The organism is Robertmurraya dakarensis, from assembly GCF_900156875.1.
GTDB classification, from domain to species: Bacteria; Bacillota; Bacilli; order Bacillales; family Cytobacillaceae; genus Robertmurraya; species Robertmurraya dakarensis.
In genome coordinates this window covers 1,485,066-1,508,080 of sequence record NZ_LT707409.1, presented here as the reverse complement: position 1 = coordinate 1,508,080, position 23,015 = coordinate 1,485,066, and the positions used below count along the sequence as shown (strand labels likewise).

Sequence of the window (23,015 nt, the reverse complement as noted above, 5' to 3'; positions counted from 1 at the left end):
ACCCTTTGATAGGGATAAAAAAGAGCGTGCTAGATTTCCTATACATAAGGAGGATGAAACCGTGATCTATCAGTATCTTCCTGTGGAACGTATTCATTACGGCTTTCATGTAGTAAGAGATGGACTGTTATCCGAAATTACGGCATTAAACAAAAGCAAAATATTGCTGGTTACAACGAACAGTATGCTAGGAACAAAAGCTTACAAGGACTTAGTAGAATCGTTACAAAAGAATGGACTTGAACTCTTCCAAATATGTTCCAGACAGCATGTTCCTGGCAATATAATCATGAAGGATATAGACAAAATCCAGAAGTTTAACCCTGATTTAATCATCAGCTGTGGAGGCGGGAGTCCTATTGACGCAGCGAAGATACTATCCTTTGTTTTAGCGGCGGGAATTCAAAGAGAAGAAGACTTATATCCATATTCCGAGAATAAGAAAGAAAAACCATTAACTTTAAATGAATGTATTCCACATATTGCAATACCCACAACACTTTCCGCTTCGGAATTTACCAGTATCGCCGGGGCTACAAATAGTGTAGATTCTATAAAATACAAATTTTCACATTTGAAACTGACTCCAACTTTTGTGTTCCTGGATCCTATCTTTACATTAGAAACGCCTGATTGGCTTTTTATATCAACGGGTATGAGGGCTGTTGATCATGCAGTAGAAACGTTGTATTCTCCTACTCCTAATCCTATAAATACAGGGTTGGCTCTGCAAGCGCTGCAGAAACTTTATTACAATTTGCCGCTTAGCAGGAAAAATAAAGATAATTTACAATTTAGATTAGAATGTCAAGTGGGTGCATGGTTGTCACTGTTTTCTGTAGTCAATATTAAGCTAGGTCTTTCGCATAGTATTGGGCATCAACTAGGTGCACTCTATGATATCCCACACGGAATGACTTCCGCCATTATGCTGCCGCATGTGATGGATTATCTGCTGCCAAGAACATATGAAGCTCAAGCAGAAATTCCAAAAATACTAGGGAAGATCAATGCTGATAAAGAGTCGGTGTTTGAAAGTGCAAAGAAGGCACCAGCCATCATTAAAGGGCTCATCCAAGAGTTAGAGATTCCACATAGATTAAGAGATTTTCAAGTATCAAAGGACACGATTCCGCTGGTTGTAAAAAACATTCTCACTGATATTAGCGGCGAAGGAAACCAATTTGTATTGGGTACAGAGGATATTGAGAATGATATTACAAGACTGGTAGAGGCAGCCTGGTAGGGTTAGCTATCAGTACTAAAATAATTTATTTCTAGAGGTGGATTTATATTGAATAGGATTTGTGAGTTATTGGAAATAGAGGTACCTGTGATTGAAGGTGGTCTTGCTTATATTGGTAATGGTTTGCTTGCAGCAGCTGTTTCTGAAGGCGGGGGATTTGGTCAGGTGGGATCAGCCGGACGTACACCGGAAAATTTTGAACATGAAGTATTATTAGCTAGAGAAGCAACTAATAAACCGTTTGGTGTCAATATTCCGATAAGTCAGCATACTGATTTCAGTCCCTATTTAGACATTATCAAAAAGCATAAAGACTTGATTAAAGGTGTTAGCTTAGGTGCAGGGAATCCAAAAGACCTTATTCCTTTTATAAAAGACGCAGGTCTAAAGGCTTTGGTCTTGACCTCAACAGCTTTTCATTCTGCTAAAGCAGAAAGCCTTGGGGCAGATATTATTGTTTGTGAAGGATATGAAGCGGGTGGAAGCAATGGACCATCTGAATTAACTACTTTCACGTTAGTGCCGCAAGTAAAAAGGGCTGTTTCCATTCCTGTTGTTGCTGCTGGTGGAATTGTGGATGGAAAAAGTATGGCTGCAGCAATGATATTAGGAGCAGATGGAGTTCAATTAGGAACTAAATTCGTTGCGACAAAAGAGTGTGAAGCACATGACAATTTTAAAAATGCTATTTTAGAAGCAGAGGATGTATCTACCGTTATCTTAACACGAATGTTAAAAGGTCCTTTAAGAGTTTTGAAAAATGAATACTGCGATAAGGTTCATGAAGTTGAAAAGAAATATGGAACACTTGAACATGTACTTCCAATGGTAAGAGGGACCTATAATAAGCTTGCTATGAAAGACGGGCAAATTGCCGATGGCTTTGCGAGCTGCGGACAGGTGGCAAGTTTGATCGATGAACTAGAAAGTGCTGAAGATGTAGTTAGACGAATTTCAAGCGAAGCAAAAGAATTGTTAAGTGGAGGAAAAATCGCCCTATAACATTTAAGAAGCTTCGGTCCCAAAATATAGGTTTTTGATTTTTATATATGTAAGCGTTTCCTTATAATTTAGATCATTAAGGGGTGAGAAAATCAATGAAATATGAAGAGTTAATGAGCAATTTTTCGTGGGATAAGGTTGTGAAAAGCTTCGATTGGAATGTAGAAGAGAGATTTAATATGGCTCATGAATGCTGTGATAAATGGGCTGATGATCCCAAGCGTGTCGCCTTCTATTGGGAAGATGAAGCAGGCAGTACTGATGTATGGACGTACAAAAGGCTGAAAGAAGAATCAAATAGGCTGGCAAATGCATTTACAGCGCTTGGAATAAGAAAAGGAGATCGTGTCGGGGGACTCTCAGGTAAGGACATGGAGCTGATACTAACAGTGCTTGCAACCTGGAAAATAGGCGCCATTTATGTCCCGATGTTCACTGCTTTCGGCCCAGAAGCGCTTAAATATCGATTGCAAGATTCAGGCTGCAAGATTTTAGTTACCAATCAAGAGCAAGCGAAGAAGATTGAAAATGAAGAGATAAATAGTGAACTTCTATTGATAGATGGAGTTACAAAAGAAGGATTAACATTCTGGGAATTTGTTGGGTTATTTTCAAACGAACATGAAACAGAACCAACATCTATTAATGATCCAAGTGTTATTCAATATACTTCAGGCTCAACAGGCTTGCCGAAGGGTGCTGTATGGTCTCATAAAATTTTAATAAGCTCGTACCCATATTTAAGATATGCGATTGGGATTTCAGATGACGACATGTTTTTCGGCGGCGCTGATTTAGGATGGGCTTTCGGGTTGATGAATTGTACTTTATGTCCACTGAACTTTGGTATTTCCATTTTGGTTTATAAAGGACCATTCAATGTCGAGAAATACTATCATCTTCTAGAAAAATATAAAGTAACGAATTTTGCTTATGCACCTACAGCATACAGAATGATGATGGCATCGGGTTCTGATCTAGTAAAACAACACAACTTCCACATTAAAAAATTGACGAGTGCAGGAGAACCGTTAAATGCAGAGGTGGTTCGATTCTTTAAAGACCATTTTGGCAGAGAAATTTATGATCACTATGGATCGACAGAAACAGGCATGATCGTAAATAACTACAATGTTACGGACATGGCTGTAAAACCAGGATCGATGGGCTTGCCCTCACCAGGATTTACTATTGCCCTATTAGATGAAGATGGAAATCCAGTTAAAGATGGTGACGCAGGTCAAATTGTTGTTGATACAACAGCATTTCCATACTTTTTCCTTGGATACTGGCAGGACTCTGAGAAAACAGCAGAAAAGATTAAAGGAAAGTGGTTTTATTCAGGTGATTTAGCAAGTAAGGACGATGACGGTTATTTCTGGTTCCAAGGCCGGGCAGATGATATTATTTCAAGCGCTGGCTATCGAATTGGACCTTTTGAAGTGGAAAGCAGTTTGATTGAACATCCTGCTGTTGCAGAGGCTGCAGTGATAGGAAAGCCTGATCCTACAAAAGGAGAAATTGTGAAAGCGTATGTTGTCCTAAAACCTGGTTTTGAGGGCACTGATACCCTGGGAGCTGAATTAAGTGCTTTTGTTAAAAATAAATTATCAAAGCATCAGTATCCCAGAGAAGTAGAGTTTGTTGAGGAGCTTCCAAAAACACCAAGCGGGAAAATCCAAAGATTTATTTTAAAACAAGCAAACATGCAAACAACCAATTAATGTCTGTTATTCCTTTTAAAGATACACACCATGAAAAAAGGATAATTTTCTTTGAAATTTACTGAATACTTACAAGTTTCAAAAATGTATTCAGAAGCTGCCAAGAAAGATAGCTTTGGAAGGTCAAAATAAACATGTCGAGGTGGAGAAACCATGGCGATTAGTAAGAAGCAGTTGTCTATTATTATTAGCTTATTCATGGTGTTTATGTTATCTGCTTGTTCCGGGGGAACTTCAAGTACGACAGAGTCTTCTTCTTCATCTGGTCCAGACACAAATAGTAATGAAGGAAGCAGCGAACTTGCCCAGGGAGTAACAGATGATGAAATCTTAATTGGTTTCTTAGGTCCGCAAACCGGTCCTATTGCCATTTATGATTTGGTTCGTAAAGGAATTGATTCATATTTTAAGTATGTGAATGAAAATGGCGGTGTAAACGGCCGTCAATTAAAGCTAATTGCCTATGATGATCAATACCAGCCGGCGAAAACGGTTCAATTAGCTAAGAGATTAGTAGAAGATGATAAAGTCTTCGCTATGGTCGGGAATGTGGGAACAGCTCCAAACTTGGCAGTGAAAGATTATTTAGTTGAAAAGGGTTTCCCAATGGTTATGACGGGAACGGGGGTTAATGCATTAACGAATCCGCCGCTTCCAAATTACATGGGATCAAACATCATAAACTACTCTATCGAGGGACAAATTTTACTTCATTATGCAATTGAAGAGCTGGGTGCGAAGAAGATAGCTATTTCCTATCAAAATGATGACTATGGTAAAGAGAACCTTGCTACTATCAAGGAAGCGCTTGAAAAGTATCCAGGAGTTGAAATTGTAGAAGAGGTATCATTTATTGCAACAGATACAGAATTTAGCTCACAGGCCCAAAAGTTAGAGAAGGCTAATCCTGATACAATTATGCATTTTTCAACTCCGGGACCTGCTGCAAACTTGAAAAAAGCACTTTATCGAATTGGTTTCAATGACGCAAATTTTGTTGTCGCCTCAGTAGCTGGCGGTGACAGTAATATTTTCGAATTAGCTGGTAAAGAGGTATGGGAAGGTTCTTATACTGGTATGACAATTCCGCTGCCAGATTATGCGAAAGATGATCCACAAATGCAGGTATTTGTTGAACGATTCAGTCAGGATTATCCAAATGATCCTTTAGTTGGTTCACCTATGACAGGCTGGGGTGCAGCTGAAGTGTTGGTCGAAGCCATTAAACGGACTGGTGATGATTTAACTTGGGATAATTTCCTTAAATCTTTCTACACTTTTGATAATTGGCAGGACTCTATTCATTCAAGCGTTACATTTGGTGAAGGCAACCATTATGGATTGACAAGTATGACGGTTACCCAAGCGAAAGATGGAGAAATATTGCCGATCTCTGACCCAATAACATTTGACCCTGCAACAAGAGAAATAAAGTTTCAAGAATAGATTTTAGAAATAGGGTAGGATGACTTGACCCTGCCCTATTCAATTAATTATAAAAGGATGGTGAAATTCTTATGCAAATTATTGTAAGTGGATTAATTTTTGGTTGTATCTATGCTTTAGCTGCATTAGGCCTTGTCTTAATTTTTAAAACGACAGAAGTTGCCAATTTTGCTCATGGTGAAATGGCGATGTTAACTACCTTTGTAAGTTATGTGTTTTTAACAAGTTATGGGTTTCCTTATCTGGTCTCATTAGTATTAGCCCTGCTATTTGCAACTATCTTTGGTTTATTCGTGTATTTCGTGTTTATGAAACGGGTTCAATCTGCTCCGCATCTTAATCAGGTTGTACTCACACTCGGTCTCTTTATGGTATTTAACGGTGTGGCCGGAATCATATGGGGATATCAACCATCGTCGTTTCCAGAAGCATTCCATGGGGATCCATATGAAATAGGTGGAGTTTTCATCTCGTTAAATGAAATCTTTGTTGTCATTTTGACACTTATTTTAATGCTAGGTTTCTTCCTATTATTCCGTTTCACTAGGTTAGGTTTAGCGATGCGCGCGGCATCACAGGATACGATGGCATCAGAATTAATGGGAATTAAAGTGTCTGGAGTATTTATGGGAGCTTGGGCAATAGGAACAGCTCTCGGCGGTATCGGTGGAATGATGACGGCACCTGTTACATTCTTGAGTCCAAACATGATGTCCGAAGTCTTGATTCTAGCATTTGCTGGTGCTGTACTTGGTGGATTCATTAGCTTACCAGGTGCAGTATTTGGAGGTTTAATAATTGGGGTAATTGAGAACTTAATCAGTTATTATATTGCTCCTGAATTGAAAATCGTATTTGTCTTCTTACTAATCCTAATCGTGTTGTATATCCGGCCTCAAGGGATATTTGGCGGTGCAAAAATTATTAAAAAGGTGTGATGAAAGTTGAAGCAGCTAATAAATAATCATAAACCATGGTTAATTCTACTTGTACTTTTTATGCTTGTATACCCATTTATAGTTGGACATTCAGGGTATATGGTTTCGATTTTCGTAATGATCTGTATTTATGCAATTAGTGCCATGTCCTTGGATTTATTAATTGGATACGGCGGACAAATATCGATTGGACACGCAGGATTTTTGTCCATTGGCGGCTATACCGTTGCTATTCTAACGTCTAAGTTAGGCCTGCCATTTTTACTGACGCTTCCATTAGCAGGTGTCGTTACAGGGATCATTGGATTGTTCATCGGTCTTCCAGCAGTAAGACTCAGCGGACACTTTTTAGCAGTTGTTACGCTTGGTTTTGGCTTATCCATCCCTCAAATTGCATTGAACTGGGATTCACTAACAGGTGGTTATTCGGGTCTATCCTTGATGCGTCCTAGCTTTTTGTCAAGTGACTTACAATTTTTCTATGTAATTGTTGTCATGACCGTGTTAATCACATGGCTGCTTCATAATATTTTGAAAAGCAGAATGGGAAGAGCCTTTCTGGCAATCCGTGAAAGTGAAGTCGCAGCACAGGCGACAGGAATTAATGTTCCTTTTTATAAAACCGTAATGTTTGTCATCAGTTCCTTTTTCACGGGCCTTGCAGGTGGACTTTATGGTTATTGGATTGGGTTTGTCAGCCCGAACGACTTTACGGTAGTCACCTCCTTCTTATTACTAGGGATGATCGTCGTTGGTGGATTAGCATCCATTCCAGGAGCAGTAATTGGTGCGATTATCTTTACGGTTCTCCCTGAGTTAACAAGGTCATTCGTGGGTGTTACCAATATTATTATCGGATTAGCCGTCGTGCTTATTATATTGTTCCGCCCGCATGGACTTATTTCTCTATTCGATGCGTTTAAAGCTAAATCCAAGAGAAAAGCAGGAAACGATCAGGATCTATTAATCTCAGAACAAGAGCAAGGGGGGACAGTGAAGGATGTTAACATTTAAGGACGTTACAGTGAAATTTGCCGGAGTAACAGCAGTTAAGAACCTATCATTTGATGTGCCGGAAGGGAAAATCTTTTCGATAATTGGACCGAATGGTGCTGGGAAAACAACGGTGTTTAATTGTATCAGCCGATTCTATACACCTGCTTCTGGGTCTATCGAGATGAACGGAACAGATCTCTTAAAGCTTAAATCCCATCAAGTCATACGGGAAGGGATTGCGAGAAGTTTCCAGAACGTAGAATTATTTGCAAATATGACGGTGTTGGATAACTTATTAACGGGATTACATCCAAATCTGAAGAAAAATATATTTTCAATTGCTTTAAATTTACCTTCGGTGAAAAGGACTGAAAAGGAATCCATAAAAAAAGCATATGAAGTCATGGATTTACTGTCGATTACAGATTTAGCACACGAGAAAGTCAGCAATCTTCCATTTGGTTATCAGAAGATGGTGGATATCGGCAGAGCGATTATTGCAGAGCCGAAATTAATTTTATTAGATGAGCCTGTAGCTGGAATGAATCCTGTTGAAACAGAAAAAATCAGCCAGTTAATCCTGCGATTAAAACAAGAAATGAACTATACAGTACTATTAATTGAGCATGATATGTCACTTGTTATGAAAGTGTCTGATTATGTTACAGTTATGAGCTTTGGTGAAAAAATTGCTGAAGGCTTGCCAAAGGATATCCAAAAGAATCCGGTTGTTATTGAAGCATATTTAGGGGAGGTGGAAGACGGTGCTGAAATTATCTGATGTTCATGTATTTTATGGTCATGTCCACGCCCTAAAAGGAGTAAATTTAACGGTCGAAGATGGAAAGATTGTTTCTTTGCTTGGGGGGAATGGGGCAGGAAAGTCGACAACGCTAAAAATGATTTCAAGATTAGTTCAACCGAAAAAAGGAAACTATGAAATTGATGGAAAATCGCTAATGAAAGACAGCCCGAGCCAAGTTGTGAAAAAAGGGATTATTCATTGTCCTGAGAATCGCAGAGTGTTTCCATTATTAACGGTTGAAGAAAATTTAATGATAGGTGCTTATAATCGGAGAGATAAACATATTAAGGAAGATTTGCAAAAAGTCTTTACTTATTTTCCAAGATTAAAAGAACGTATTAAACAAAAAGCAGGAACATTAAGCGGCGGTGAACAGCAAATGCTTGCGATCGGCAGGTCCTTAATGGGAAAACCAAAAGTGCTTCTGCTTGATGAGCCTTCATTAGGGATTGCCCCTATTCTAGTAAAAGAAATCTTCGAGATTGTTAAACAAATTAATAAGGATGGTACATCTGTTTTACTTGTTGAACAGAACGCCCATATGGCACTCAGCATTTCTGATTATTCATATGTTTTAGAGAATGGACATATAGCTTTAGAAGGCAATTCACAAGAATTGAAAGATAACGATGAAGTTCGTCGTTTATATCTTGGCGGTTAATGTGGATGACTGAATAAATCATTGTGGTGAAGAAATGCAATTATCATTCAAAGTAGCTCTTTTGTGATTTGATAAGAGTTACTTTGAGTTTTTTAGGAGAATAGCAGGGAGGAAAGAGATACATCGGATGTAAAATGAAGTTAACAATCTATTCAAAAATTGACTAGCATCCAAAAAGTATATATACTTTATATTATAAAAATTCAGAATATTATTTAAAATAGGGGGGGTGCGAGATGGAGACTACTTTTGAAATTGTGGTGAATGAAAAGGATATCGACCATTTAGGGCACGTAAACTACTTAGAGTATATTCACTATTCTGAAAGTGCTATTCGGGATTGGTATATAAAAGCAGGCGTATCACATAATGATTTAATAGAAAACAATATCGGTACAGTAGTGATTAAGTTTGATATTTCCTATTTAAGAGAAGCTAGATTAGGAGATTTTCTAAAGGTTGTTACAACGCCTCTCCGTTTAGGTACGAAGAGTTTTGTTTTAAAGCAGGATATCTATAATCAAGATAATGTACATATTACAGAATTCAACAAGACCTTTGTTATGTTTGATCTTTTATCAAGAAAAAGTATACCGGTCATTGATAAAATCGCAAGACAATTTCCTAAGAATGAAGAATAGTAATTTATTAAAACGAAGGGGGAATTATCATGAAATCAGTAGAAGAAATTTTTTCTCTTAAAGGGAAAGTAGCGTTAATTACAGGAGGAAGCCGCGGGCTTGGAAAAGAGATGGCATTAGCATTTGCAAAAGCAGGAGCAGATGTGATCGTGACAAGCCGTAAACTCGAGAACTGTGAAGAAGTAGCTAAGGAAATCGAAAAACTTGGCAGAAGGTCGATGGCTTATGCTTGCCATGTAGGACGCTGGGATCAAGTAGAGGGACTGGTTGAAGCCGTATACGAACGCTTTGGCAAGGTGGATATTTTAGTGAATAATGCTGGAGCCTCTCCACTTTATGATTCACTCGTGGATGTAAGTGAAAAGTTATGGGATAGCGTTATCAATCTAAACCTTAAAGGGCCATTCAGACTTTCTGCTCTTGTTGCAGATAAGATGGTAAAAGGCGACGGCGGATCCATCATTAATATAAGCAGTATTGCTGCAGTTAGACCTACATCAAATGAAGTTCCTTATGGAGCTGCAAAGGCTGGTTTGAATGCGCTGACTATCGCATTTGCTGATACTTACGGGCCAAAGGTGCGGGTGAATTGTATTATGCCAGGACCATTCTTAACGGATATCTCAAAAGCTTGGGATATGGAAGAAAGTAAGAAGAGGTTTGAAAAAGCGGCAGCGCTTGGCCGTGCTGGAGAACCAGACGAAATTGTTGGTGCTGCCCTTTATTTTGCATCAGATGCTTCTAGTTTTACAACAGGAACGATCCTTCCATTAGATGGCGGATACAGAAAATAAAGTAAAAAAAGGGGAAGGGGACACCCTTTCCTATTTTATTAAATAATAGTACGTTTCTAACTATTTCTTTAGTTATTTTTCACGAAAAGGGGTTTTGATTATGTCCAAAATTGGAAGTGAACCATTAATTCCTGTTCGGGATAAATTTGATCAGGATAAGGTAAAAGCCTATTTGCTGGAGCATTTAGACGTTCCCAACGCACCAATGGAGGTTCAGCAGTATAATACTGGATCTTCAAACCTTACCTATTTAATTACTATGGGTGATTGGGAAGCTGTGTTAAGGAGGCCGCCATATGGTCCTTTGCCGCCGAAAGCACATGATATGAAAAGAGAATCTTCTCTATTAACAAAATTGTATCCAGAATTTAATATAGTACCGAAACCGTACATTTTCTGTGAGGATGAATCGATTATGGGTGCCCCTTTCTATGTTATGGAAAGGAAAACAGGCATTATATTGGATCGTTCTTTTCCTGAAGGAATCACACCAACAGATGAAACGGGAAAAGATATTTCCGAGGCATTTATTGATACACTTGTTAAACTACATGATGTTGATTATAAAAAAGCAGGACTAGAGAGCTTCGGATATCCAGAAGGTTTTCTTGAAAGGCAGGTAAATAGCTGGATCAAACGCTACTTGCGCACAAAAACACAAGAATCACCTGTTTTTGAAAAAGTAGCAAAATGGATGGCCGATGAAATGCCGAAATCTAAATACGTAAGCATCATTCACAACGACTATAAATTGAATAACACTCTTCTTTCTTCCGATTTAAAGAAAGTTAATGCTGTGTTTGACTGGGAAATGGCAACGGTTGCTGATCCACTTTTTGATTTAGGAATTACACTAGGATATTGGATTGAAGAGGACGATCCGGACTATATCAAAAATTCACTTTTATCTGTGACGCATCTCCCAGGCTTTTATAATAGAAGAGAATTTATTCATGCATATGCACAAAAAACCGGGCGTGACGTTGATGATGTTCATTACTATATTATCTTTGCTTTCTTTAAGTTAGCAGGAGTTTTTCAGCAAATCTTTACAAGATATAAAATGGGGCAGGCAAGCAACGATAGGTTTGCAACCTATGATCAAAGGGCACAAGATGTGCTGCTTTATGCAAATGAATTGATAGAGAGTAAAAAGTTTAATTTTTAATGAAGAGAAAACCTGAAATTATTGCTTTCTTAAAAAAATTCTCTATATAGTAAATAAACATGCCCCACAGATATGGATGGGGCAATATTTTTCTGAATTTTTTAAATAGTATAAAATAGATATTGAAAACTAAATGTGGTATTGGTAATATTATAAATATTAAGATTTTATTGTCTTATTTTACTTAATATAGTTTTTACTAAATATATGTTCAAAAAAATGTTGTAAACGTTTAATTCTTGTAAATGAGATAATCAAATGTTGTATAAATAAGTTTTTAACATATTATCAGAATAATTAAAATATTTTATTCAAAACCATTATTTATATTAATTTTTCTTCAAATTGCTGCAAACTTCCTGGAATTTTTAAAAAAGTGAGGAGTTTATATGAGTGAAGAAATACGGTTTGATTTAAAGACGATCCCCCAAGTGCTTAAAGAAGCTTTCGAAAATTGGCCGGACCGGGTAGCTATTAAATATAAAGACCAAGAAATTACCTATCGTGAACAATATCATAAAATTTGCTGTTTAGCGAAAGGGTTACGTAATCTTGGTATAAAAAAAGGTGATCATATTGCTACGCTGATGGGTGGTTATCCCGAATGGTTCTATATTTCTCATGCCATTAACATGATTGGAGCCGTCATTGTCCCAATAAATGTTACTTTTAAGTACCGGGAATTGATTTATGTTTTACGTCATGCAAATGTAAAAGCATTAATAACGATGGATCACTTCCGTGGGGTCAACTATATGGAGTTGATTAAAGAAGTGATTCCTGAAATTGAAAATTCCGAACCAGGATACATAAATGCTGAAAACTGTCCTGATCTAAGTACGATCATTTCGTTTAGTCCTAAAGGAAATGAATATCCTGGGTGTTATAACCTAAAAGATATTATGAAATCTGGCATTAATTACTCAAAGAGAGAAATTGATCAATATATTAATAGTGTTACACCAGAAGACACCTCACATATTTTATTTACCTCAGGAAGCACTGCTTTTCCAAAACCAGTTTTAAGATCACATGGTAGTAATATGGGGATTGCTTATTTTTTATATAAGAACAATTACGGAATAACTACAGAGGATACGATATTAGGAGCTGCAACCTTTTATCATGTCGGCGGCTGTGTTTATTTAACTTTAGGCAGTATAACTGTTGGTTCACGTATTGCATTAATGGAGTATTTTGAACCAGAGGGAGCTCTAAGATTAATAGAAACAGAGAAAGTAACAAGTATGGGCGGATTCGATACTCATTTGAAAATGTTGTCAAGTCATCCGCGATTTAAAGAGACAGATATCAGTTCGATAAAAAAAATTACGCTGGCATGTGGACCAGAATGGTATGACAGAATAAGAGAACTAGGTTTTCAACCTGATTTACTTTCTCACCATTACGGATTCACTGAGGGTACTGGAGTGGTAATGCCTGCTTTAGAAACAAATGAACAAATTCGAAAGTATAGTAATGGAAAACCTTTTCCTGGTGTTCATTTAAAGATTGTTGATCCAGTGACTGGCAGTAAGTTATCTCCAAATGAACCAGGTGAGATTTGTCTTAAAGGATGGCCCCTTTTTCAAGGCTACTATAAGATGCCAAAAGAAACTTCCAATAGCCTTGATGATGAGGGATTCTTTCACACAGGCGATTATGGATGGCTAGATGAACAAGGGTATTTATATTATCGTGGACGCTATAAGCAAATGATAAAAACAGGAGGGGAGAACGTTTCAGAAAGAGAGGTAGAAATGCTTTTAGAAGGGCACCCATCTATAAAATCTGTTCAAGTAGTTGGTGTACCTGATGAAAATTGGGGTGAAGCAGTCACTGCGATTGTTGAACTTCAAGATGGAAAAGAATTATCTATAGAAGAAATAAAGAACTATTTTAAGGGGAATGTAGCAAGCTTCAAAATACCAAAATTTTTAGTGGAGTTAGAAAGCCATGAGTGGCCAGTGAATCCTACAGGAAAATATGATAAAAAACAACTTCGAGAAATGGCCATTACTAAATTAAAGATTAATGTTACATGAAAAACTCTCATTTTAATGTATGTATTATTTTGAAAGGTTAGGGAGGTAACAGAACGTGTCGTATAAAACTGATGCAGCAGCAATTGTGGGAGTTGGTGAAACAGAGTATGTACGTGGAACAGAAAAAACTGGAAGGCAATTAATACTTGAATCAGCTCTTGCGGCCTGTGTTGATGCAGGTGTAGAACCCGAATCTGTTGATGGAGTCATCATGGCGGCAGGGAATATGATAACAAATGAGGACTTTATTGCTGCATTAGGAATACGAGATTTAAAGTTCCACTCTCATATTAAAATTGGCGGTGCCAGTTCTGTAGCAGGTCTTATCGTTGCAGCGCATATCGTTGCTTCAGGTATGGCCAGTAAAGTATTAGTAACAGCAGGCGGAAACTCATATAGCGGTCTCAGGTTAGGATCAGGGGACCCATCTCTTTCAAAATCGATAGCTTGGCCTGGAAAAGATATACGAACTAATTTGGAGTACCCATATGGAATGGTTGTTCCGATGCAATGGTACAGTCTCCATGCTAACCGTTGGTTCTATGAGACGAAGGCTGATCCTAAAGGAATGGAGATCGTTTCTTTAACAACGCGGAAACATGCGCATCTGAATAAGAAAGCTTATTTTAGAAATAAAACTCTTACATCGGCCGATTATACCAGTTCTCCGTTCTTAGTAAAGCCGTTCCGTCTGTTAGATATCTGTTTAGAAACAGATGGAGCTGCAGCAGTATTGGTCATGAATTCTAAAGAAGCAAAACGGCTTCGAAAACACTCTCCAGTATTCATTGCAGGCGGAGCTGAAGGTCATCCAGATTCACCTGATGATCTGTCTAATCGAGATAGTATTTTGAGTATGGGGATAACAAAAGCAGCGCCACGCGCTTTTGAAATAGCGGGAATTACGAAGGATGAAGTTGACTTTGCTCAGATATATGATTGTTTTACTTTTATTGTCCTTAGACAGTTAGAGGAAATGGGTTTTTGTGCACTAGGAGAATCTCCTGAGTTTGTTAAGGATGGCCGTATCGAATTGGGAGGTCAATTACCTATAAATACCCATGGAGGGCTATTATCTCAAGCACATATAACAGGGATGAACCATGTTGTAGAGGCTGTACATCAACTGCGTGGAGATGCAGGTAAAGCTCAGGTTGAAGATGCTCGTATAGGTGTAGTAACTGGCTATGGGGACTTTGGGGATGGATCAATTGCCATTCTTCATAATTAATCACAATTACTTAAACTGATAGTAAGGTGAAGAAGAAAGGAGGAGTAAGGTGCATACTTATCCACGTCCACTTCCTGACACTGACAATAGATTATATCTGCCATACATTCAAGGATTAAAGAAACAATTGCTTTTAGTTCAAAAGTGTTTGCATTGTGCTGATCTGCAATGGCCGCCGAGAGAATTTTGTCCTAGCTGTAATAAAAGTGAGTTTGATTGGATCGAAGTACAGCAGGAGGGAGAGGTATATACTTATTCTATTGTGTATCGTGCACCACATCCATGGTTTAACAGTAAAGTACCCTATGGGATTGTAATTGTTGAGCTTGAAAATGGAGTAAGAATGATAGGGAATTATTTTGAAGAGGATGTCGAGAATATAGAATGCGGTATGAAAATGAAGGCTCAATTTGAACATGTAAATGATGATATAACAGTTCTTAAATGGAAAAAAGTATAAAAGTAATTTATTACAATAATTGATTCACTTTGAATCTATATGAATTATACATAGAAGTTATGAGTGCAGTATTCCTGCTCTTAGCCTTGGAAGGGGTGATTAACACGTTTCTATAAATCTATTTTATTTAATTATTATGTAAACGTTTTCGAAGTTGAGGTGAACAATTTCCTATCAAAACAGTTTAATAAAAATGATTTATAGAGCTAAAATAAAATGAAAAGTCTTATCGATAGAATAAAAAGCAGAAAGAACTATGAAGTTGAATTCCGTCTATATTATTCTGAATATTATTAAAAGGAGGAATATAATGAAAAATTATATTTGTGAACAGTTAGGTATTGATGTTCCGGTATTTGCTTTTACACATAGTCCAGACGTTGTTATTGCAGTTAGTAACGCAGGTGGTATGGGGGTATTAGGAGCTGCAGGGATGGGACCTGAGAAGTTAGATCAAGCTTTGCAAAAGATTACGGAAGCTTGTCCAGGTAAGTCATTCGGTGTTGACTTAATCTTACCTAATAATTATGTAGGAAAAGAGCAAGGCGGCTTGGATATCAACTCACTGAAAACACAAATTCCAGAAGGACATAAGAGTTTTCTTGAAGACTTGCTTAAGCAATATGATGTTGCAGAGATAGACGCTGACCAGGCCAATGCTTTTACTTCTACCTTTGGGCAGTCAGTTACTTACAAAGGAGCTAGAACTCTAGCGGAAATAGCTTTATCTTACCCTATCAAACTATTGGTAAATGCCTTAGGAACATTTCCTGCTGAATTTCGGGAAAAAGCTCATAGTTTGGGGATTAAGACAGGTGCGCTAGTTGGGCAGGTAAAGCATGCCATCCGCCAAAAGGAAGCGGGAGTCGACGTAATTATCGCCCAAGGTTATGAGGCTGGCGGGCATACTGGGGACATTGCCACTATGGCGCTTGTGCCGCAAGTGGTTGATGCGGTAGCACCAATCCCAGTTCTTGCTGCTGGAGGCGTTGCAGATGGACGACAGTTAGCTGCAGCTTTGGCCCTTGGAGCACAAGGCGCTTGGACTGGATCTGTCTGGTTAATGTCGAAGGAAGCTGAGACACATCCAGTTGTGAAGGAGAAATTTAAGGAGGCGGATGCGAGCCAAACATTGCGTTCCCGATCCACGACTGGGAAGCATGCACGACAATTGCGTTCTGCTTGGACAGATGCTTGGGAGAACCCAGATAACCCGAATCCACTTCCAATGCCACTGCATAGCATGCTCATTGATAATGCACAGAGAAGGATCAAGGAAGATGCAAATCAAGGCAGAAAAGGCGGCAAGGAATTAATCAACTACTTTGTCAGCCAAAATGTAGGCTTGTTTACGGAGGAACGTCCTGCCGCAGAAATTTTAGAAGATATGGTGAAGGAATGCGATGAAGTGTTAGGAAGAATTGGTGGTTTGGCTAATAGTAAGACCAATAAATCTTAAGATGAGTGGCACTTGACTTGCCACTATCATAGGTTTTCTGTTTTATAACATAATGATAGGAGGATTGAATAGATGAAACAAATTTTTATTACTTTCAATAATGTCGTTACTAAAATCAATAGAACCATGGTTTGGTTGACCGGAATCTTTGTTCTATGTATGAGTATTTTATTAACGATTGACGTACTTTTAAGATACTTTTTTAACTCTCCAACTGGATGGGCATTTGATTTAGCAACATGGGGTACCGGATTAGTAGGTTTAGTTTTAGGCGGATATGTCATGTCAATCGGTAAGCATGTTCGAGTAGACTTCTTTTTTGAGAAATTTTCTTTGCGGGTTCAAAGTATGGTTGACATGATCAGTACTTTATTCCTATATCTTATCGTTGTCTCCTTTGTTTGGTTAGGTTTCGACTACGTAACTCATTATTATAACATTGGTGCGGTATCAACTGGTGGTACACAAATGCCGCTATGGATACAGTGGTTAATTATTCCGGTTGGTGGAATTCTAATCGGTCTCCAAGGAATTAGCAAGTTCGTAGAAGATATCTATATTATTGCAACGGGTAAGAAGCTTTATGATAGTGAAATTGTTGTAACAGAAGACGAAGTCCTAGATAGCAAGGGGGCACTATAGAATGGACATCACCTTAGTCGGGATTATATTGTTTGGATCACTGGTTTTATTTATGGCATTAGGCATCCCTGTTGGATTTACGATGGGGGGAATCTCATTAATATTAGGATTTATTTTCTGGGACGGATTGCCGAGTATTGATGGGTTTGTTCTAGGTTCTTACACAAAAACCACTGAAGCAGTTCTTACCGCATTGCCATTATACATTTTTATGGCTGCGATTTTAATGTACAGTGATTTAGCTGATGATTTATATGAAGTCGTCTATCGATGGTTCGGAGGGCTGCGCGGCGGCTTAGCGGCAGGAACAACGTTCATTTCTGCTGTTTTCGCAGCAATGGTCGGTGTTGTATCGGTTTCCACAGCTACACTGGGGATGGTAGCGAGACCGTCGATGTTAAAGCGGGGATATGATGATAAATTAACACTTGGTGTTATTATGGCTGGCGGTACTTTAGGAATCCTTATTCCACCTAGTATTGTTATGATTGTATTCGCTTCAGAGGCGGAAGTTTCTGCTGGAGCGCTGTTCATGGGCGGAGTTATTCCGGGAATCTTGGCTGCAATCTTTTTTATGATCTATGCCTATATTGTTTGTTTAATCTCTCCCGAAAAGGGGCCTGCTATTCCGAAAGAAGAGAGATTTACTTGGAAAGAAAAATTTGTATCACTGAAAAGTGTTATAATTCCATTAGCAGTAATTGTGGTTGTACTTGGAAGTATTTATTTAGGAATTGCTACTCCTACCGAAGCGGGGGCTGTTGGGGCAGCAGGTTCATTGGTTGCGGCAGGTGTTAGAAAAAAATTAACTCTTCCTAATTTGAAAAATATGTTTTTAATGACAGCAGAATTACTAGGTTTGATTTTCTGGATTTTGATAGGTGCTGTCGCTTATGCTCGTATTGTTTCTGTTACAGGTGTAGGTCAAGCGTTTGCAGAGTCTATTACTGGTATCGACTTAAATCGCTGGTGGATTTTAATTCTTATGATTGTTTTCTTCTTAATCATCGGGATGTTTATCGACACGGTTGCGGCCTTATTAATTACAGCTCCATTCTTCATTCCGGCACTTCATGCCATGCAGTTTGATTTAGTATGGTTTGGTATTATCTTTGTTATTGCTTGCTGTATTGGGAACTTATCACCGCCATTTGGGGTCAGCTTGTTCATTATGAAAGGTGTAGCAACAGATGTAAGCATTAAGACGATTTACTCAGCCGTTTGGCCATTTGTCTTGCTTTTACTTCTTGCTATGGTTTGTGTAATGGTCTTCCCAAGCTTGGTGACTTGGTTGCCTGACGTTATGAGAAATTAAGAGTAATAGATGGAAAAATGGTAATTTTCCAGTTTAAGGATATACCTAAAATAAGTGGTATATCCTTGGAATATTACCTCATTTTTATGACTATTAATAACAGAATATTTAAAGAAATTATTAATACATTGGAGGTAGAATAAATGAGTCTTCGAGGTAAAGCCGCCATCACTGGTTATGGTGAAACGGCATTTGAGAAAAACAGTGGTAAAAATATCTTTCAATTAGCTGCGGAAGCATCTGTTCATGCAATAAAAGATGCAAATTTAGAAAAGTCCGATATAGATGGAATCATTACGTTAGGGCCACTATCGATTGATGCTAGATTAAATCTGCCTTTTGCAGAATTTTTAGGGATTAAGGCTACACTAGTTGATGAAGTCTCGGTCCTAGGGGCGTCTGCCGGTTACGCATTGAAGAAAGCTGCTGAAGCGATTGCTGTTGGTGCAGCCAAGAATGTTCTTGTAGTAGGATCTGATATCAATATTTTAAAAGAACGTTCTAATGAAATAAGACCATTCTTACAAGATTATGAGACTCCTTACGCCTTAACACCGAATAATGCTTATGCAATGGCCGCTAACTTACATAGTGAGTTATATGGAACAACCTTTGAACAAAGAGCAAAAGTTGCAGTCGACCAAAGATATAATGCAAACCATTATGATGGGGCTTTATTTGGTAAGAAGACGATGTCGATCGAAGATGTCAGGAATTCTCCAATCATCAGTTCACCCTTCCACTTGTTTGAAATTGTCTCTCCATGTGATGGGGCTATTGCGTTCATTGTAAGCCTTGGAGAAGATGCGCGTAAGATTACAAACACTCCTGTCTTTATTGATGGCGCAGGCTTTTATAATGGCCACTTAACTATTTCCCAGTCAGAGATCTTTACAAATGGTGTAACGACGCCAATTAAAAAAGCTGCTGAAATCGCTTTTGAGATGGCAGGAATTACAACAGATAATGTAGATGTATTAGGTTTATATGATTGTTATACAATCGCTGTTATTTTAACCATTGAAGATATGGGCTTCTGCCGCAAAGGAGAAGGTGGAAGGTTTGTTCAGGAGCACGACCTTACTTTTAAAGGCGATTTCCCGGTAAATACAAGTGGAGGACAGCTGTCAGTTGGTCAGCCGGGTGATGCAGGTGCAATGGTTAATATCGTGGAAGTAGTGAAGCAATTAATGGGCAGAGCAGAAGGAAGACAAGTTAAGAACTGCGAGATCGGGGTTACAAATTCTAATGGCGGTTATTTCTCAACAGAATGTACGCTTGTACTAAGGAGGGGGAATTAATGGTGAAGAAAGCTGGATATGAACCAAGAGTAGAAGCAAGAGAATACTGGGAAGGACTAAAGGAATCCAAACTGCGGATTCAACAATGTCAATCCTGTGAGAGATATGTTTTTTATCCGCGGGAGTTTTGTCCGCATGACTTTGGGAAATTGGAATATACAGAGGTTTCCGGCCGTGCGAAGGTTCTCGCGCATACCATCGTTGAAAAAACAGCCCATCCTGCTTATGCGGCGCATACACCTTTTGTTATGGCTGTTGTTCAATTGGAAGAGGGCCCAACCATGATGACGCATATATTGGATATTGCTCCTGAGGAAGTTAGAACTAATCTAGAGGTAGAAATAACATTTAATCATAGTTATGATCTAGAGGATCCATTACCGATGTTTCGACCAGTTAATCGATAGTTTTAAAAGTACAATTGTATCTTGAGTTTAAATACTGGTATGGTTTTAATGACCATACTAGTATTTTATTAAAGGAATATTACTAATGAATTTAACATATCTACATTTGGAATAGACATATAATAGATTATTCGTTGACTAATGAAGAAGTAGAAAATAAAGGAGCAGGACTGACACCTTTCAACATAGCAGTTATTTATTTTGAGTTATTTGAATTTTCTGATATATTTAAGTGGATGTTTTGTAAGCGCTTGATGCATTAATTACATAAAGTTGATTAATAGTTAAGTGCTGTGAGAGTTCCATAGATTACAAATGAAAGGAGTTTTACATTTGGAATTTCATTTAACAAAAGAACAATTAGCTTGGAAGCAAGAGGTAAGAAATTTTTTAAAAGAAGTGATTACTCCCGAGCTTCTTGCAGAAGTAGAAAGGAATAAACGAGGTAAAGACGGCCCATTGGAAAGAAACTATCGAAAACAAATTTCTGAAAAAGGCTGGTATTCCATGCACTGGCCAAAGGAATATGGCGGGCTAGAAATGAGTGCAATGGATTATTTGATTTTTAATGAAGAAGTCGCTTATATGGGTGCTCCGTTTATATCGAATATAGGGCCTTCGATAGTAGCACCGTCTCTTTTTAAGTTTGGTTCGGAGGAAAATAAAAGAAAGTGGCTTCCACCGATTAAGAATAACGAGTTTGATTTTGCCTTAGGTTATTCGGAACCTAATTCGGGCACCGATTTGGCAAGCTTGCAAACGAGTGCGGTTTTAGATGGTGATGAGTGGGTTATTAATGGCCAGAAGGTGTGGAATTCTTTTGGGCATCGTTCTACACATCAATGGCTGGCTGTAAGAACAGATCCGTCTGCGCCTAAGCATAGAGGAATTTCAATGATGATTGTACCAATGGATGCACCAGGTGTGACGATTGTGGAACAAAAGACTTGGGGAGGACATAGGACCAATGAGATATTTTTTGATAATGTCCGTGTTCCAAAGGCAAATCTTATCGGTGAGGTAAATAGAGGCTGGCTCATTTTAACAACAGCACTTGATCATGAAAGAGTTGTTATGGGGAGCAGCGGAAGAACGCAGCGAAACTTCGAAGATTTGGTGAAATTCTGCAAGCATACGGTGATTGATGGAGAATTATTGATTAACAAGCCGGAAATACGAATGAAACTCGCTGAACTAAAAGTCGAATTAGAAGTAGCGCGTTTGTTCGGGTATCGAGCCGCATCCATGATTGATTTAGGAAAGGATATCTCCTCGGAAGCATCTATGATGAAAGTGTTTGCCACGGAACTAAGAACAAAGGTTTCCGATTATGGCATGCAGATCTTAGATTTATATGGGCAATTAAATAAAGACGATGACCTTGCACCACTTCAAGGTGAGCTTGAACAGCAATACCGGCTGGCACCATTCCATCGCTTTGGAGGGGGAACGAATGAGGTGCAGAGAAATATCGTGGCACAGCGAGGCTTAGGATTACCACGCAGATAATTTGTTAGGAGGTAGAAATGATGAATATGGAGTATAGTGATGATCAGCTCATGATGCAAGAAACGTCCAGAAAATTTTTTGAACGTGAAGTATCACCGCAGTTGGTAAAGGAGCTGCAAGAACCTGAGCATAGTGGTCATTCTAGCAGTCTATGGGAAAAGATGGCAAACATTGGCTGGCTCGGGGTACATATCCCTGAGAAGTACAATGGAGCAGGAGGGACTCTAGTCGATCTGGGAATTCTTTTTGAAGAAGCAGGAAGGGTATTGGTGCCGACTACCTTGTACAGTACCATATACGCATCCTTGCTAATTGATGCTCTCGGAACACATGAACAAAAAAAGACCTATCTTAGTAGAATAGCTGCTGGAAAAATGATTAGTGGAGTTGCATACGCAGAAAAGGAAGCGCTTCATAATCCTGATTGTTTTAAGACGGTTGCTCGCAAAGTCAAAGATAAGTGGATCCTGACAGGTGAAAAAATGTTCGTGCAAAATGCCCATCTGGCAGATGAGCTAATTGTGATTGCCAGATCTGAAAATGATGATGGGAAAGAAGGGTTGACTGCTTTTCTTGTTCCAAATCAAGCTGAAGGTGTATCCATGAAAGAACAAAAGACGTTTGGAAAAGATCGTCAAAGTGTAGTGAAATTTACTGATGTAGAATTGGATATTACGCATGTTTTAGGAAATAGAACGGAAGAAGCAGAAGAAGGTCTTGCAGTGGCGATGAATCAGGCAACCGCTCTGCAATGTCTTGAAATGGTTGGTGGTGCCCGCAAGGTGATCGATATGACAGTTAAATATGTGTCTGAACGCCATCAATTCGGAGTTCCGATAGGCAGTTTTCAGGCAGTTCAGCATCATTTAGCCAATATGGCTACAGCGGTTGATGGTTCACGTCTCTTAGCTTATCAGGCAGTTTCTTTGCTTTCTGAAGGACTGGCAGCAGAAGATGAGGTAGCTATGGCAAAGGCATATGCTGGTGAAGCTTACAAATCTGTTACTGTTATGGCTCATCAGCTTTGGGGAGGTATGGGTTATGTAACAGAATCAGATCTTTATCTTTGGTCAAACCGCGCAAAGGCAACTGAACTTTCTTTTGGAACAAGAGACTTACACTTAAAGAAACTAGCAAACAATTTATAAAAAACGGTTTTAGGTAAATGAAATCTATTACAGATAATGAAGGCTAATTCCTAGACAATTAATTTCGGGTTTTAGGA

21 protein-coding genes are annotated in these 23,015 nt (G+C 38.6%); all 21 read left to right on the top strand.

Annotated features, from left to right (window positions below):
* Nucleotides 1–61 precede the first annotated feature (61 nt).
* The 21 genes from CZ487_RS16090 to CZ487_RS15990 all read left to right on the top strand — a co-directional run bounded on the left by CZ487_RS16090 (nucleotide 62) and on the right by CZ487_RS15990 (nucleotide 22,938).
* The gene (locus CZ487_RS16090) at nucleotides 62–1,246 is read left to right on the top strand and encodes an iron-containing alcohol dehydrogenase (RefSeq protein WP_077213301.1); all 1,185 of its coding nucleotides are present in this window, start codon (nucleotides 62–64) and stop codon (nucleotides 1,244–1,246) included.
* A 48-nt stretch (nucleotides 1,247–1,294) separates the two neighbouring features.
* The gene (locus tag CZ487_RS16085) at nucleotides 1,295–2,248 is read left to right on the top strand and encodes an NAD(P)H-dependent flavin oxidoreductase (RefSeq protein ID WP_077213300.1); all 954 of its coding nucleotides are present in this window, start codon (nucleotides 1,295–1,297) and stop codon (nucleotides 2,246–2,248) included.
* Between the two features lie 95 nt (nucleotides 2,249–2,343).
* Complete coding sequence (locus CZ487_RS16080; protein WP_077213299.1) at nucleotides 2,344–3,972, top strand: acetate--CoA ligase; 1,629 nt, start codon at nucleotides 2,344–2,346, stop codon at nucleotides 3,970–3,972.
* A gap of 153 nt (nucleotides 3,973–4,125) precedes the next feature.
* Nucleotides 4,126–5,418, top strand: a complete 1,293-nt coding sequence (locus CZ487_RS16075) for an ABC transporter substrate-binding protein (RefSeq protein ID WP_077213298.1) — start codon at nucleotides 4,126–4,128, stop codon at nucleotides 5,416–5,418.
* Nucleotides 5,419–5,489: 71 nt separating this feature from the next.
* On the top strand, nucleotides 5,490–6,356 hold the full coding sequence (locus CZ487_RS16070; RefSeq protein WP_084783308.1) for a branched-chain amino acid ABC transporter permease: 867 nt from the start codon (nucleotides 5,490–5,492) through the stop codon (nucleotides 6,354–6,356).
* A gap of 6 nt (nucleotides 6,357–6,362) precedes the next feature.
* The gene (locus CZ487_RS16065) at nucleotides 6,363–7,370 is read left to right on the top strand and encodes a branched-chain amino acid ABC transporter permease (RefSeq protein ID WP_077213296.1); all 1,008 of its coding nucleotides are present in this window, start codon (nucleotides 6,363–6,365) and stop codon (nucleotides 7,368–7,370) included.
* Nucleotides 7,357–8,133 (top strand): ABC transporter ATP-binding protein, encoded by a 777-nt coding sequence (locus CZ487_RS16060; protein ID WP_077213295.1) that lies wholly within the window; start codon nucleotides 7,357–7,359, stop codon nucleotides 8,131–8,133. The genes CZ487_RS16065 and CZ487_RS16060 overlap by 14 nt, the downstream gene beginning before the upstream one ends.
* Complete coding sequence (locus CZ487_RS16055) at nucleotides 8,117–8,818, top strand: ABC transporter ATP-binding protein (protein ID WP_077213294.1); 702 nt, start codon at nucleotides 8,117–8,119, stop codon at nucleotides 8,816–8,818. Before CZ487_RS16060 ends, CZ487_RS16055 begins: the two co-directional genes overlap by 17 nt.
* Before the next feature lie 236 nt (nucleotides 8,819–9,054).
* On the top strand, nucleotides 9,055–9,459 hold the full coding sequence (locus tag CZ487_RS16050) for an acyl-CoA thioesterase (protein ID WP_077213293.1): 405 nt from the start codon (nucleotides 9,055–9,057) through the stop codon (nucleotides 9,457–9,459).
* Nucleotides 9,460–9,488: 29 nt separating this feature from the next.
* The gene (locus tag CZ487_RS16045) at nucleotides 9,489–10,253 is read left to right on the top strand and encodes an SDR family NAD(P)-dependent oxidoreductase (RefSeq protein WP_077213292.1); all 765 of its coding nucleotides are present in this window, start codon (nucleotides 9,489–9,491) and stop codon (nucleotides 10,251–10,253) included.
* Between the two features lie 100 nt (nucleotides 10,254–10,353).
* Entirely contained in the window at nucleotides 10,354–11,421 is a 1,068-nt protein-coding gene (locus CZ487_RS16040) for a phosphotransferase family protein (RefSeq protein WP_077213291.1), read from the top strand.
* Nucleotides 11,422–11,810: 389 nt separating this feature from the next.
* Nucleotides 11,811–13,466 carry a class I adenylate-forming enzyme family protein gene (locus CZ487_RS16035; protein ID WP_077213290.1) on the top strand — a complete coding sequence of 552 codons (1,656 nt, stop codon included), beginning with the start codon at nucleotides 11,811–11,813 and terminating at the stop codon, nucleotides 13,464–13,466.
* 55 nt (nucleotides 13,467–13,521) lie between these two features.
* Nucleotides 13,522–14,697 carry a thiolase C-terminal domain-containing protein gene (locus CZ487_RS16030; protein WP_077213289.1) on the top strand — a complete coding sequence of 392 codons (1,176 nt, stop codon included), beginning with the start codon at nucleotides 13,522–13,524 and terminating at the stop codon, nucleotides 14,695–14,697.
* 49 nt (nucleotides 14,698–14,746) lie between these two features.
* Complete coding sequence (locus CZ487_RS16025) at nucleotides 14,747–15,157, top strand: Zn-ribbon domain-containing OB-fold protein (protein ID WP_077213288.1); 411 nt, start codon at nucleotides 14,747–14,749, stop codon at nucleotides 15,155–15,157.
* A 310-nt stretch (nucleotides 15,158–15,467) separates the two neighbouring features.
* Nucleotides 15,468–16,616: an NAD(P)H-dependent flavin oxidoreductase gene (locus CZ487_RS16020; protein ID WP_077213287.1), complete on the top strand. Its 1,149-nt coding sequence runs from the start codon at nucleotides 15,468–15,470 to the stop codon at nucleotides 16,614–16,616.
* 72 nt (nucleotides 16,617–16,688) lie between these two features.
* Nucleotides 16,689–17,258 (top strand): TRAP transporter small permease subunit, encoded by a 570-nt coding sequence (locus tag CZ487_RS16015; protein WP_077213286.1) that lies wholly within the window; start codon nucleotides 16,689–16,691, stop codon nucleotides 17,256–17,258.
* 1 nt (nucleotide 17,259) lies between these two features.
* On the top strand, nucleotides 17,260–18,573 hold the full coding sequence (locus CZ487_RS16010; RefSeq protein ID WP_077213285.1) for a TRAP transporter large permease: 1,314 nt from the start codon (nucleotides 17,260–17,262) through the stop codon (nucleotides 18,571–18,573).
* 143 nt (nucleotides 18,574–18,716) lie between these two features.
* Nucleotides 18,717–19,874, top strand: a complete 1,158-nt coding sequence (locus CZ487_RS16005; protein WP_077213284.1) for a thiolase family protein — start codon at nucleotides 18,717–18,719, stop codon at nucleotides 19,872–19,874.
* Nucleotides 19,874–20,281 (top strand): Zn-ribbon domain-containing OB-fold protein, encoded by a 408-nt coding sequence (locus CZ487_RS16000; protein WP_077213283.1) that lies wholly within the window; start codon nucleotides 19,874–19,876, stop codon nucleotides 20,279–20,281. The genes CZ487_RS16005 and CZ487_RS16000 overlap by 1 nt, the downstream gene beginning before the upstream one ends.
* 333 nt (nucleotides 20,282–20,614) lie before the next feature.
* Nucleotides 20,615–21,790, top strand: a complete 1,176-nt coding sequence (locus CZ487_RS15995; RefSeq protein WP_077213282.1) for an acyl-CoA dehydrogenase family protein — start codon at nucleotides 20,615–20,617, stop codon at nucleotides 21,788–21,790.
* 17 nt (nucleotides 21,791–21,807) lie between these two features.
* A complete protein-coding gene (locus CZ487_RS15990) occupies nucleotides 21,808–22,938 on the top strand; it encodes an acyl-CoA dehydrogenase family protein (RefSeq protein ID WP_084783305.1) in 1,131 nt (376 codons plus the stop codon).
* Nucleotides 22,939–23,015 lie beyond the last annotated feature (77 nt).

Coding starts and splice junctions, on each gene's coding strand:
- CZ487_RS16045 (WP_077213292.1), top strand. CDS start 9,489: ATGAAATCAGTAGAAGAAATTTTTTCTCTTAAAGGGAAAGTAGCGTTA.
- CZ487_RS16035 (WP_077213290.1), top strand. CDS start 11,811: ATGAGTGAAGAAATACGGTTTGATTTAAAGACGATCCCCCAAGTGCTT.
- CZ487_RS16000 (WP_077213283.1), top strand. CDS start 19,874: ATGGTGAAGAAAGCTGGATATGAACCAAGAGTAGAAGCAAGAGAATAC.
- CZ487_RS16020 (WP_077213287.1), top strand. CDS start 15,468: ATGAAAAATTATATTTGTGAACAGTTAGGTATTGATGTTCCGGTATTT.
- CZ487_RS16005 (WP_077213284.1), top strand. CDS start 18,717: ATGAGTCTTCGAGGTAAAGCCGCCATCACTGGTTATGGTGAAACGGCA.
- CZ487_RS16080 (WP_077213299.1), top strand. CDS start 2,344: ATGAAATATGAAGAGTTAATGAGCAATTTTTCGTGGGATAAGGTTGTG.
- CZ487_RS16075 (WP_077213298.1), top strand. CDS start 4,126: ATGGCGATTAGTAAGAAGCAGTTGTCTATTATTATTAGCTTATTCATG.
- CZ487_RS16060 (WP_077213295.1), top strand. CDS start 7,357: ATGTTAACATTTAAGGACGTTACAGTGAAATTTGCCGGAGTAACAGCA.
- CZ487_RS16050 (WP_077213293.1), top strand. CDS start 9,055: ATGGAGACTACTTTTGAAATTGTGGTGAATGAAAAGGATATCGACCAT.
- CZ487_RS16040 (WP_077213291.1), top strand. CDS start 10,354: ATGTCCAAAATTGGAAGTGAACCATTAATTCCTGTTCGGGATAAATTT.
- CZ487_RS16070 (WP_084783308.1), top strand. CDS start 5,490: ATGCAAATTATTGTAAGTGGATTAATTTTTGGTTGTATCTATGCTTTA.
- CZ487_RS16010 (WP_077213285.1), top strand. CDS start 17,260: ATGGACATCACCTTAGTCGGGATTATATTGTTTGGATCACTGGTTTTA.
- CZ487_RS16015 (WP_077213286.1), top strand. CDS start 16,689: ATGAAACAAATTTTTATTACTTTCAATAATGTCGTTACTAAAATCAAT.
- CZ487_RS15990 (WP_084783305.1), top strand. CDS start 21,808: ATGATGAATATGGAGTATAGTGATGATCAGCTCATGATGCAAGAAACG.